This window comes from Flavobacterium jejuense (assembly GCF_006491595.2).
In the GTDB taxonomy this organism is placed as follows: Bacteria; Bacteroidota; Bacteroidia; order Flavobacteriales; family Flavobacteriaceae; genus Flavobacterium; species Flavobacterium jejuense.
The window spans coordinates 75,134-88,319 of sequence record NZ_VEVQ02000014.1 but is presented as its reverse complement, the minus strand read 5'-3'; the positions used below and the strand labels follow the sequence as shown (position 1 = coordinate 88,319).

Annotated in this window: 8 protein-coding genes; all 8 read right to left on the bottom strand. The window is 31.4% G+C overall.

Annotation, left to right across the window (positions count from 1 at the left end):
* Nucleotides 1-26: 26 nt before the first annotated feature.
* The 8 genes from FIA58_RS17485 to FIA58_RS17450 all read right to left on the bottom strand — a co-directional run bounded on the left by FIA58_RS17485 (nucleotide 27) and on the right by FIA58_RS17450 (nucleotide 13,157).
* Nucleotides 27-2,321 (bottom strand): NADP-dependent malic enzyme, encoded by a 2,295-nt coding sequence (locus FIA58_RS17485; protein ID WP_140963990.1) that lies wholly within the window; start codon nucleotides 2,319-2,321, stop codon nucleotides 27-29.
* Nucleotides 2,322-2,421: 100 nt separating this feature from the next.
* Nucleotides 2,422-5,409, bottom strand: coding sequence for a T9SS type B sorting domain-containing protein (locus FIA58_RS21745; RefSeq protein ID WP_140963989.1), 2,988 nt, complete (start codon nucleotides 5,407-5,409; stop codon nucleotides 2,422-2,424).
* A 44-nt stretch (nucleotides 5,410-5,453) separates the two neighbouring features.
* Entirely contained in the window at nucleotides 5,454-6,383 is a 930-nt protein-coding gene (gene queG, locus FIA58_RS17475) for a tRNA epoxyqueuosine(34) reductase QueG (RefSeq protein WP_165928946.1), read from the bottom strand.
* Nucleotides 6,383-7,714 (bottom strand): cytochrome P450, encoded by a 1,332-nt coding sequence (locus tag FIA58_RS17470; protein WP_140963987.1) that lies wholly within the window; start codon nucleotides 7,712-7,714, stop codon nucleotides 6,383-6,385. The genes queG and FIA58_RS17470 overlap by 1 nt, the downstream gene beginning before the upstream one ends.
* Before the next feature lie 14 nt (nucleotides 7,715-7,728).
* A complete protein-coding gene (gene ruvB / locus FIA58_RS17465; protein ID WP_140963986.1) occupies nucleotides 7,729-8,751 on the bottom strand; it encodes a Holliday junction branch migration DNA helicase RuvB in 1,023 nt (340 codons plus the stop codon).
* 76 nt (nucleotides 8,752-8,827) lie between these two features.
* On the bottom strand, nucleotides 8,828-10,597 hold the full coding sequence (locus tag FIA58_RS17460; protein ID WP_140963985.1) for a cytochrome c oxidase subunit I: 1,770 nt from the start codon (nucleotides 10,595-10,597) through the stop codon (nucleotides 8,828-8,830).
* 27 nt (nucleotides 10,598-10,624) lie between these two features.
* On the bottom strand, nucleotides 10,625-11,788 hold the full coding sequence (locus tag FIA58_RS17455; protein ID WP_140963984.1) for a cytochrome c oxidase subunit II: 1,164 nt from the start codon (nucleotides 11,786-11,788) through the stop codon (nucleotides 10,625-10,627).
* Nucleotides 11,789-11,807: 19 nt separating this feature from the next.
* A complete protein-coding gene (locus FIA58_RS17450) occupies nucleotides 11,808-13,157 on the bottom strand; it encodes a quinol:cytochrome C oxidoreductase (RefSeq protein WP_140963983.1) in 1,350 nt (449 codons plus the stop codon).
* Nucleotides 13,158-13,186: the final 29 nt, after the last annotated feature.

Sequence of the window (13,186 nt, the reverse complement as noted above, 5' to 3'; positions counted from 1 at the left end):
GTTAATAGTCGTTTTTATATAAAATATTATTTTAAAGTTGATTGTTTAAACCTTCTTTCTTTTTCTTGAGCATCAACTACAGAGACTGCAGCCATATTTACCATTTCTTCTACGCTAGCTCCTAATTGAAAAATATGTACTGGTTTATCTAATCCTAACATTATAGGTCCTATTGAATCTGACTTATTTAATTCCTTCATCATTTTATAAGTAATATTCGCAGAATCTAAATTTGGAAAAACAAGAGTATTCACTTTTTTGTTTGCCAATTTTGAAAAAGGAAACTTACTTTTTAACATCTCAGGATTCAATGCAAAATCGGTTTGAATTTCTCCATCGATTATCAAATCGGGATAATATTTATGAAGATAAGCTACAGCTTCTCTAACTTTCTTAGGATTTTCATTTTCGGACGAACCAAAATTAGAAAATGAAACCATTGCAATTACGGGTTCCATACCAAACATTCTAACTGTTTTTGCTGTCATTAAAGCAATTTTAGCCAAGTCTTCAGCAGAAGGGTTTGGATTAATCGCTGTATCTGAAAGGAAAATTGGTCCCCTCGATGTCATCATCATATTAGTTGTTGCAATACGAGTTACTCCAGGTGCTTTATCTATTAATTCCATTACTGGCTTAACAACTGTAGGATAACTTCTTGAATAACCTGTAACCATTGTATCAGCCTCACCAGAATTAACCATCATTAATCCAAAATAGTTACGTTCACGCATCCATTTTTCAGCATCAAGCATAGTAACACCTCTTCTCTGTCTTGATTTCCAAAAAGCTTTAGCATATTTTTTTCTTCTCTTATCTTCTTCTGCTATTTTGGGATCAATAATTTCAACATCAGAATCAAAACCTATTTCTAGCATTAATTCTTGGATAATATCTTTATTTCCAAGTAAAACTGGCACACCAATTCCTTCTTCATGAACAATCTGAGCTGCTTTTAGCACATCTAAATGATCTGCTTCTGCAAAAACAACTTTCTTGGGATTTGTCTTCGCTCTATTTACTAGCATACGAATCATTTTATTATCAGAACCCAATCGTTCTAATAAATCTAACTCATACTTTTCCCAATCAACAATTTCAATTTGAGCCACACCTGAATCTATAGCTGCTTTTGCTACAGCTGGAGCAACAACACCTATTAACCTTGGGTCAAATGGTTTTGGTATAATATAATCACGACCAAAATTTAGCTTAGTTTCACCATAAGCAATATTTACTTGTTCAGGAACAGGACTCTTTGCTAGTTCGGCAAGTGCACGAACAGCAGCCATTTTCATTTCCTCATTTATTTTTTTAGCACGAACATCTAAAGCTCCTCTAAAAATATATGGAAATCCTAAAACATTATTTACTTGATTAGGATGATCAGAACGACCAGTTGCCATAATTACATCTTCTCTTGTATTAATAGCTACATTATAATCGATTTCAGGGACTGGATTTGCCATTGCAAACACAATTGGATCGTTACTCATAGAAAGTAACATCTCAGGTGTAAAAATATTCCCTACAGACAATCCTAAAAAGACATCTGCATCAACTATTACTTCTTTTAGTGTTTGTGGCTTACACGGTTTAGCATATGTTTTTTGTAAATCAGAAATATCTTCTCTGCTATTCGTTAACATTCCATCCTTGTCAAACATGAAAATATTCTCTACTTTCACACCTAATAAGACATATAAATTAGCACATGCTAATGCCGCTGATCCTGCACCAGAAACTACTACTTTAACACTTCCTAATTCTTTACCTGCTAATTCAAGTGCATTTAATAAAGCAGCAGAGGAAATAATTGCAGTTCCATGCTGATCGTCATGCATTACTGGGATATTCAACTCTTCCACCAATCTTCTTTCAATTTCAAAAGATTCTGGAGCTTTAATATCTTCCAAATTAATCCCTCCAAATGTTGGGGCTATATTTTTAACGGTTTGTATAAATGCTTCTACATCTTTAGTCCCAACTTCTATATCAAACACATCTATATCTGCAAATATTTTAAACAACAATCCTTTTCCTTCCATAACAGGCTTAGAGGCTTCTGGACCGATATCTCCAAGTCCTAAAACAGCTGTTCCATTAGAAATTACTGCTACTAAATTTCCTTTAGCAGTGTATTTATAAACATTGTTTATATCTTTTACTATTTCCAAACAAGGTTCGGCAACACCAGGAGAATAAGCTAATGACAAATCTCTTTGCGTAGCATATTTTTTAGTTGGTACAACCTGAATTTTTCCAGGTGTTGGTTTAGCGTGGTATAATAAGGCTTCTCTTCTTTTTGTATCTTTGTGCATATAATCACTTTTATATGAATTTACAAAGTTAAAATAAGGAACGAAAGAAAAAAATTTTAATACTACTCTTTTCTAAAAATGTAAAAAAATCTTAGTTTAATTATCTTTTTAATGAAAAATGCCCTTTTTGCACTCGACCATCTATCATATTTATGGTATACCAATAATCCGAAGCAGGCATATTTAAACTATTAAATGTTCCATCCCAACCTAGTGACGAAGACGAAATTTGTTTTAATAGTTTTCCATATCTATCAAAAATGGAAATAGTTGTTTGATTTCCAAATCGTTCATCAAATCCTTTTACATTCCAAAAATCATTAATACCATCTCCATTAGGTGTGAAAAATTTTGGCACTCCTAAAACACTTATTGTTTCATTTGAAACCCCACAACCATTCAAATCATAAACATAAGCAGTAAGCAATCCTGATTGAACATCGTAGAAAACATTATCATTCTGAAAATTTTCTCCATCTATACTATATTGATACTCTCCATCTCCAGAAACTAAAATGGATATAGTATTAGAATCTACTAAATCTAAAATCTGGATATCGTTTATTATAGCAATATTTGACGGGTTAACCATTAAATTTCTAGTACTAGTACACATATTAGAGTTTGTAACTACAACACTATAATTACCAGCAGATGTTGCGTCATACAAATATTGATTAGCTCCAGAAATAGGTTGGTTATCCAAATACCACTGGTAAGTAAAATTTCCAATAGTTGTTTCATCAACTAAACCCGCATTTAAAGTAATAAAAGAACTAGCATCATCAGTACAAATTACTTCGGTACTTGAATTTATATAAATATTTGGAATTGGATTCACCACAAAAGATAAAACATCTGTAGCAAAACAATTTACATTATTCAAATTTGTTATTTTAACCGTTATATCTTGTGTTGTAGTTTCAAAACTCCCAATAAAATCAGTTAGTTGATTATTATTTTCGTCAAAATATTCCACAATAACATTTGTTTGTGTACCAATTATTGTATTTTCAAAAGTAGAAGTATCAAATGTAACACTTCCATCTTGAAATGAAGGATTTGATTCATCGTCACACTTAATTAATAAGTTGGAATCAATTGAATTAATCATTGGTCTTTCATCAACAATAAATTCAAGGGTTGTTGAAAAACTACAAGCATTTGTTGTATTATTAATTAGAACTACATCTAAAGTTTGTGAAGTTGTTGTAAATGGATTAGGTAATGCTGTATAAGTAAAATTATTATCGTCTATATAAGTTACTGAAACATTGGTTAATCCATTTAAAAGTTCAGTTTCTATATTTGTGGTATCAAAATTAAATATTCCATCATTATTAACATCACACGTTTTAACTACTTTTGGAAATACTATTGGTAAACGTTCCACTTCAAGCGTAACATATATTCCCAAACCAACACAATCATTATTAACATCGCTATCTACTCTCACATAAATATCTTGCGTATTTGAACTAGTGTTATTAAAATTAGAAGAATTAATAATAGGATTAATTTCAGCCAAAGCATCATTTACATTTTCATAAAAAGTAACGGATACAACTTGACCTGTGAATAAATTAGAAATAGTTGTGACTGCAGTACTAAAATCAAAATTTGCTATTCCATCATTATTTGCTCCAAAAGTATCATCACAAGAAACATATAGTAAAGGCGTAAAAGATGTTGGGATTTGAGTAGCTGCTACCGTCAGATCTAATTGTCCTGTTCTAAAACAACCATTACTATTACTAACTCTATAATAGATTGTTTGAACATTTACTGTTTGATTGACAAAATTAGTATCGTTCCCTATTGGATTTGTATTGTTTTGAGCATCTGTTGCGTTTAAAAAGTAGGTGAACGTTAACCCTATTGTATTCGCTATAATTAATTCATTTGCTTCTGTTAGATTAAAAGCACTAAAACCATCAGTATCATCATCACATTGTTTCAAACTAACCAATCCATTAATTACAGGTCTAGCCACAACGTTAATTGTTAATTCAGCAATATCAAAACAAGTTCCTTTTTCTGTTCTTATATAGAAAATATTAGTTCCAACTGGCAAACTAATATTTTGCCAATTTGTTATAGCATTATTACTATTTGTTGCTTCTGTTAATGAATTATAATAACTGTAAACTACGGTTTGAGTTCCTGTATAAACCTCATTAGTGTGTGAGCTTAAATCATAATTAATTGTAGCAGCATTAGTATCCTCACAAACAGTCTTAGTAATATCGCTTGTCATTATATTATCAAAAATCACATTGATAGGTTTAATTTCAGTACACTGAGCTGATACAGAATTAATCCTAGCAAAGTATGTTCCTTGACTTATATTTGTTATTCCAACTAAAGGATTATTATTTAATGAAGCATCTTGCAATGAAGTAAAGTAAGTGATAAAGAAACCTGGAAAACTTGTTAAATACTGATTATCAATTACTGAAAAATTATAGGGCTCTAAATTATCAGCTCCTTCATCACAAAGAACAATATCAGGAAAATCAGGAAAATTTAAATTTGCAAAAGGATTTAAAATAGTAGCTGTTCCGTTCCAATTTAAAGAAAAGGGAGAACTTCCTACAGGTCTATCAATAACTACAAAATAACTTTGCCCTGCTAGAACATCTAGTTCTCTCACAAAACTATCTCCGCTTTGACCAGGACCTTCACTAGTATCTGTAGCAGTAGCATTTAAACCTGTATGATTATTAGATTGACCAGCAGCAGCAGGATTTGTTGTTGAACAACGAATTGGATTGCCTAAATTACCACAAGTTGATCCTGGTCCAAAAACCCAAAAATCATAATCTTCATTAATATTTGAACTCTGAGGTATTATAGTAAATCCTAATTTACCAGGCTGATCTATAGTCACTCTTAACCACAATGAATTAGTCTCTTGACTACTGCAAGATGGTGGATTAATTTCTTGAATTCCAGCACCAGCAACATTAAAAGAAACACTTTGATTATCACAAGCCTGTATATAGTTTTGACAATCATTTGGTAAATTTTGGCTAAAACTAAATTTAAGAAAGTTTAACAAAATGATTAGAGCACAAATTTTTTTCACAATTACTATTTTAAAGCCCAAATATAGCTAATTATAAAAAATTCTTATTCATTACTTTTTAAGAAATCAATATTCCTTTTAAAACCCTCGAATTTGGTTCTTTTAACAGCTGAATTTTTAAACACTTTGTTAAAGGTCTCATTTGTAATTTCTTCCCAATCCTTTTTTGAAAATTTCAAAAGTGATTCATTAGGTTGAAATAATGATTCATTATGCGGTTTTGAAAATCGATTCCAAGGACACACATCTTGGCAAACATCACAACCAAAAGCCCAATCGTCAAAATTTCCTTTCATTTCTTGTGGTAAATTATCTTTTAATTCTATGGTAAAATAAGAAATACATTTACTACCATCAACTACATAAGGAGCAACAATAGCTTCTGTTGGACAAGCATCTAAACAAGCCGTACAAGTTCCGCAATGATCTGTTGTTGCAGTATCATATTCTAAATCTAAATCAATGATTAATTCGGCAATAAAATAAAAAGAACCTACTTTTTGAGTAATCAAATTACTGTTTTTTCCTATCCAACCTAAACCGCTTTTTGCAGCCCAAGCTTTATCCAAAACAGGTGCAGAATCTACAAAAGCCCTTCCAGAAACTTCACCTATTTCAGTTTGAATAAAATGCAATAATTCTTTTAGTTTTTCTTTAATTACATAATGATAATCTTGACCATAAGCATATTTTGAAATTTTATACGAATCTTGATTTTGAGTTTCCGAAGGAAAATAATTTAACAATAAGGAAATAACACTTTTAGCATCATCAACTAATAACGTTGGATTTAATCTTTTGTCAAAATGATTTTCCATATAACTCATTTGACCGTGTCTGTTTTCGTTTAACCAATTTTCCAATCGTGGTGCTTCTTCTTCAAGAAATTCAGCTTTTGAAATTCCACAGGATAAAAATCCAAGTCGTTTAGCTTCTTCTTTAATGCTTTGGGTATGTCTTTCTTTAGCATTCATTATCGGTTCTTAAACTCTAAAATAGCTTCAAATGGTTTTAATGTGATTAATGGCTTTATCTGAATGGTTTCCTTTTTTTCCAGAATTTCAAATCGTTCTACTACTGTCATTATAGTCAAAATCATTTCATACATGGCGAAATTATTACCAATACACATTCTTTGCCCAGCACCAAATGGATAATAATTTTTAGAGAATTTAGTATTCTCATCTAGAAAACGCTCAGGAAAGAACTCTTCTGGTCTTTCCCAAAAGTCAGGATGACGATGGATTTCGTATACAGAAAACAACAAATTAGAACCTTTAGGCAAATCAATACCATTAAATGAATCGTCTTCTTTATTAACTCTATCAATAAAATAAGCTGGTGGATACAATCGCATTGCCTCTTCAATAACTAACTTAGTATAAGTAGTATTTTTTAACCAATACATTATATCATTAGATTCCGATTTTACTTTACGAACTTCCTCCAAAATTTTATCTTGAGATTCTGGATTTCTAGCTAACAATTCACATATAAAAGTCAAAGCATTTGAAGTAGTTTCATGTCCAGCAGCAAATAAAATTAGAATTTCGTCAAGCAGTTGCGTTTCTTTCATAGCAGAACCATCCTCATAGCGAGCATCCAACAACATATCTAATAAATCATTATACTTATTATTGCTTTTTTTTCTTTGGTTAACTAACCTACTTAAAATCGCTCTAGATTCTTCAATTAAATTGATATGAAATTTAATTTTTCCTGATAATTTAAACCACCACCCCAAATAAGGTTGACGTAATTCTTTAACAAGCATTTGCTGAGTTACCTCTGTAGTATGCTGTAATTTTTTAATGTCCTTCTCTTCAACTTCTGAACTAAATAATGATTTCACAACGGTTTGAAAAGCCAAATCATTAAAAATGGGGAAAATATCAATTGGTTTATCAACAACAATAATATCTAATTCTTTTTGAATTATTACATAAATTGTATCTAATAGCAAGGTTAATTGGCTCTTATGAAAAGCGGGTTGTATTAACTTCCTTTGCTTTTGCCATTTTTCACCTTCAGCAGTTAATAGCCCTTTACCAACATATTTAGCTAAATCTCTGGTTTGGATAGGTGATTTTGTATAATTTTTTTGGTTTTTTTGCAGCACATAACTCAATAAATCTGCATCACGAGTAAAAATAACTGATTTTCCAAAGCCCACTTTTAATCGAAATAAATTTCCATGTAAAAGAAAATTAGAATGATGGAAAGGTAAAGGATTTCTTAATATAGACAAAGAATGTTTAAGAAATTTTGGTAGCGAAACTTCTGGTATTAATTTTAATTCACTCATATTTTAATACATTCTTAAAAAAGTCCCCCTTGAATATTATTTTTTATTCGACCCAAATGTTTATACGCCTTTTCGGTTACTTCTCTTCCTCTTGGCGTACGCATAATAAATCCTTCCTGAATTAAAAAAGGTTCATAAACTTCTTCTATTGTTTCTCCATTTTCTGAGACTGCTGTTGCCAAAGTTGTTAATCCTACAGGACCTCCTTTAAATTTATCAATTATGGTTAGCAAAATCTTGTTGTCCATTTCATCTAATCCGTTTTCATCAACATTTAAAGCTTTTAAAGCATATTTTGTAATTTCAACATCAATTCTTCCATTTCCTTTAATTTGAGCAAAATCTCGAACACGTCTCAACAACGCATTAGCAATTCTTGGAGTCCCTCTACTTCTTCCTGCTATTTCAATTGCAGCTTCAATATCAATTTCAACTCTTAAAATAGAAGCACTTCTTTCAATAATAGTAGCTAATAATTCTTTATTATAATATTGCAATCGACTTTGTATACCAAAACGAGCACGCATAGGAGCTGTTAGTAATCCTGAACGAGTAGTTGCTCCTACTAAAGTAAATGGATTTAAGTTGATTTGAACCGTTCTTGCATTAGGTCCACTTTCAATCATAATATCAATTTTGTAATCTTCCATTGCAGAATACAAATACTCTTCCACAATAGGACTCAGTCTATGAATTTCATCAATAAACAACACGTCACGTTCTTCCAGATTAGTTAACAATCCTGCCAAATCACCAGGCTTGTCTAAAACAGGACCTGAAGTTATTTTTATTCCAACTCCCAATTCATTAGCCAAAATATTAGCCAAAGTGGTTTTACCAAGTCCAGGAGGACCATGGAATAAAGCATGATCTAAAGCTTCATCTCTTTGATTAGCCGCTTGTACAAAAATTTTCAAATTATCTAAAACATGATCTTGACCTGCAAAATCATCAAAAGACAAAGGTCTTAATGCTTTTTCAATATCCACTTCCTGTGGAGTAAAACGTTCTTTATTAGGATCTAGATTCTCATTCATAGAACAAAGATAAGCAAACTTAAAAAGAAAAAACCTTTCCAAATTGGAAAGGTTTTTCAATATATTTTAAAAAATATTAGTGATGCAATTCTTCTTCACCCTCCTTCATTGGAGTAATTTGAGAAACAAAGTCTTCATCATGACCTGGTTTGCTATAGTCATAAGGCCAACGATGAACTTCAGGAATTTCTCCAGGCCAATTTCCGTGAATATGTTCTACTGGTGTAGTCCATTCTAACGTATTTGATTTCCAAGGGTTTTGTGTTGCTTTCTTACCATAGAACATACTGTAGAAGAAGTTCCAAAAGAATACAATTTGGAAAACAGCACCAACTATTGCAAATATTGTAATTAATACATTCACATCTGCTAATTCATCAAATAACGGGAAAGCTGAATTCGTATAATAACGTCTTGGTAGACCAGCCATTCCAATAAAATGCATTGGGAAGAAAACTCCATAAGCACAGACTGCTGTTACCCAAAAGTGTACATATCCTAAGTTTTTGTTCATCATTTTCCCAAACATTTTTGGAAACCAGTGATAAACTCCTGCAAAGAATCCGTAAAGAGCAGAAATACCCATTACTAAGTGGAAGTGTGCAACAACGAAATAAGTATCATGAACGTTTATATCTAAAGTAGAATCTCCAAGTATAATTCCTGTTAAACCTCCAGTAATGAAAGTAGAAACTAAACCAATTGAGAACAACATGGCAGGATTTAACTGTAAATTTCCTTTCCAAAGTGTTGTTATATAATTAAAAGCTTTTACTGCAGAAGGAATTGCAATTAATAAAGTCGTGAATGTAAATACAGAACCCAAGAAAGGATTCATTCCTGATATAAACATATGGTGACCCCAAACGATAGTTGATAAGAAAGCAATTGCCAAAATAGAAGCAATCATAGCTCTATAACCAAAAATAGGTTTTCTAGAATTTGTAGCAATAATTTCTGAAGTAATACCTAATGCTGGTAATAACACAATATAAACTTCAGGGTGACCTAAAAACCAGAATAAATGTTCAAATAAAACTGGTGAACCACCTTGATAATGCAATACTTCACCTTGAATAAAGATATCAGACAAAAAGAATGATGTTCCAAAACTTCTATCAAAAATCAATAATAAAGCTGCAGAAAACAATACTGGAAAGGAAACTATACCTATTATAGCAGTAACAAAGAAAGCCCAAACTGTCAATGGCAATCTTGTCATTGTCATCCCTTTTGTTCTTAAATTAATAACAGTTACAACATAATTTAAAGATCCCATTAATGAAGATGCTATAAATATAGCCATAGAAACTAACCATAAAGTCATTCCTAATCCAGAACCAGGAATAGCTTGTGGCAGAGCACTTAATGGAGGATAAATTGTCCAACCAGCTGATGCAGGACCAGATTCTATAAATAAAGAACTTAACATAATTACTGAAGATATGAAAAACATCCAATAAGATAACATATTCATAAATCCAGAAGCCATATCTCTAGCTCCAATTTGTAAAGGAATAAGAAGATTACTAAAAGTACCACTTAAACCAGCTGTTAGTACAAAGAATACCATTATAGTACCATGTATTGTAACTAATGCCAAATAAATATCATTACGCATTACACCTCCTGGTGCAAAGTTTTCACCTAAAAGAACTTTAAACAAACCAAAAGATTGTTCTGGCCAAGCAATTTGCATACGGAATAAAATAGAAAGTAAAACTCCTACAATTCCCATAATTAAACCTGTTATAAGGTATTGCTTAGCAATCATCTTATGATCTAAACTAAAAATATATTTAGTAATAAATGTTTCTTTATGATGACCGTGTTCGTGTGCTGACATAATCTTATATTATTTTAATATCTTAATCTATTTAATAATTTGAGCTACAACTTTTGTAGAATCTTCAATCGTTTCAACAGGTACTACAACCTCAGGAACAGGAACGACTACTGGTGCTGGTGCATTTGCCTCTGCCCATTGCGAGGATAACGTTGGTTTTTCATTTAACCAAGCTTTAAACTCTTCAGGTGTATCTACCACAATTTTCATTTGCATGTTGTAATGAGATTGACCACATATTTTATTACAAAGCAATAAGTAATCAAAAGTATAAGGATCTAAGGCTTCTTCACCTTTGGCTGCTAATTCTATACTTTTTTTAGCTCTAATTTTATTTATCTTATCAACTTTAGCTATTATAGCTTCATCTTCACGCATTTCTGCTGTTGTCATACTAGGAACGAACGCAAACTGAGTTATCATTCCTGGAACACAATTCATTTGAGCTCTAAAATGAGGCATATAAGCAGAGTGTAATACATCTTGTGAACGCATTTTGAAAACTACTTTTTTACCCTTTGGTAAATGTAATTCATTAACTACTTTATCATCTTGAGCAGCAGGATCAGATAAATCTACACCTAAAGTATTCACACCCTCAATAAAACGAACATTTGCTTTACCTAGAGTATTGTCTTCACCTGAATATCTAGCTTCCCAACCAAATTGTTTAGCATATAACTCTACATAAATAACTTCTTCTTCATCGTCATAATACATGATGTCATTCCAAGTATACAATCCATAAAGAATTAAACCCGCTAAAACAATAACTGGTATGATTGTCCATACAGCCTCTAATTTGTTATTATCTGCAAAATAAAGTGCTTTTTGTCCTTGTTTTCCTCTGTATTTAAATGTAAAATAGTGTAATAAAAACTGGGTTATTGTTTGTACAAAGAATATTAAGTACATTGAAATGGCCATCAAATTATCTACATCAGCTCCGTGTTCAGAAGCAGGTGTTCCTAAAACTAAATCACCCCATTTTAATAATGAATAAATAGTAAAAATATAGATAAAACCAACAAAGGCAAACATCAAGTATCCATTAATACTATTATCTTTATCATTTGCAACTTCAGAATCAGCTGAGTTTGAACCTACTTGAGTTAAATCGAATATTTTAGTTAATTGCCAAATTGCAATTCCAATTAAAACTAAAACAAAGAATATCAATAAACTTGTCATTTGTTTATTTCTTTAAATATTAATAATGAAAATGTTTGCTCTCTTCCATAAGTGGATTTCCTTTAGCAAATAATGAAGCTTTTGTTAATGTTGTAAACACCACAAAGATAAATAATCCTAAAAAGAAAGCTATTGAACCTAATTCCGCCCAACCAATAAACCATTGATCACCAACAGTTGCAGGCATAATCATATTGTAAAAATCAATATAGTGTCCAAATAGAATAACAATACCTGCCATTGTAATTATCCAAGACAAACGCTTGAAATCAGTATTAATTAAAATTAGTACTGGAAATACAAAATTCATAACAAGCATACCAAAAAATGGTAATTTATAATTTTCAATTCTGAAAACGAAATAAGTCACCTCCTCTGGAATATCAGAATACCAAATCAACATAAATTGAGAAAACCATAAGTAAGTCCAGAAAATACTAATACCAAACATGAATTTAGCTAAATCATGAATATGACTTGTATTAACTTGCTCTAAATAACCTTTAGATTTCAAATATAACGTTATTAAAGCTATTACAGTAATACCACTTACAAAGAAACTAGCAAACACGTACCATCCAAACAAAGTACTATACCAATGAGGATCAACAGACATGATCCAATCCCATGACATAATAGATTCAGAAACAATAAAAAACACTAAGAATGCCGCAGCTAATTTGAAATTCTTCTTATAGAAAGATACATCAGTAGCATCATCTTGCGCGATCGAATTTCTTCTAGAGAAATATCTATACAAATTCCAACCACCTAAAAACACAACAGCTCTTATTAAAAAGAATGGAACATTCAAATATCCAGATTTTGCTTGCAATAAGTGATCCTTTGCTACTTCAGTTTCATCCATCCAAACAAAAAGATGGTTCATATGAAATCCTGAAAGAACTAAGAACACGAAAAATATAACAGAACCTGGCAATAAATAACCAGTTATTCCTTCCATAACTCTAAACAAAATTGGGGACCAACCTGCTTGTGCTGCTTGTTGAATTGCATAAAAAGCTAAAACCCCAACTGTTAATAACATGAAGAAAATACAAGCCACATAAAAAGCTGACCATGGTTTATTTTGTTGCTGATGTAAAACATGTTCTAAATGAGCATCATGACCCTCTTCTTTATGGTTCACTTCAGATTGGTGTGTGTCATGATGACCTGAAGCAACTTCATGCGTAGCGTGTGACTCATGACTATTTGCTTGACCATGATGATCACCATGAGCATTCTCCATCATTTCTTTAACTTCTTCTTTATTTGGTACAGACACAAAACCAATACCAATACCTATGATTCCTAAAACCATTAAGATCAATGAAAAAGTTTTTAATTTACTTGAAAACGTATACATATTAATAATTTTCAAAAAAGTGTTTTACA

What these genes read in the sequence shown, in the direction of transcription:
- FIA58_RS17450 (WP_140963983.1), bottom strand. Translation starts at nt 13,157, where the DNA reads ATGTATACGTTTTCAAGTAAATTAAAAACTTTTTCATTGATCTTAATG.
- FIA58_RS17470 (WP_140963987.1), bottom strand. Translation starts at nt 7,714, where the DNA reads ATGAGTGAATTAAAATTAATACCAGAAGTTTCGCTACCAAAATTTCTT.
- FIA58_RS17485 (WP_140963990.1), bottom strand. Translation starts at nt 2,321, where the DNA reads ATGCACAAAGATACAAAAAGAAGAGAAGCCTTATTATACCACGCTAAA.
- queG (WP_165928946.1), bottom strand. Translation starts at nt 6,383, where the DNA reads ATGAATGCTAAAGAAAGACATACCCAAAGCATTAAAGAAGAAGCTAAA.
- FIA58_RS17460 (WP_140963985.1), bottom strand. Translation starts at nt 10,597, where the DNA reads ATGTCAGCACACGAACACGGTCATCATAAAGAAACATTTATTACTAAA.
- ruvB (WP_140963986.1), bottom strand. Translation starts at nt 8,751, where the DNA reads ATGAATGAGAATCTAGATCCTAATAAAGAACGTTTTACTCCACAGGAA.
- FIA58_RS17455 (WP_140963984.1), bottom strand. Translation starts at nt 11,788, where the DNA reads ATGACAAGTTTATTGATATTCTTTGTTTTAGTTTTAATTGGAATTGCA.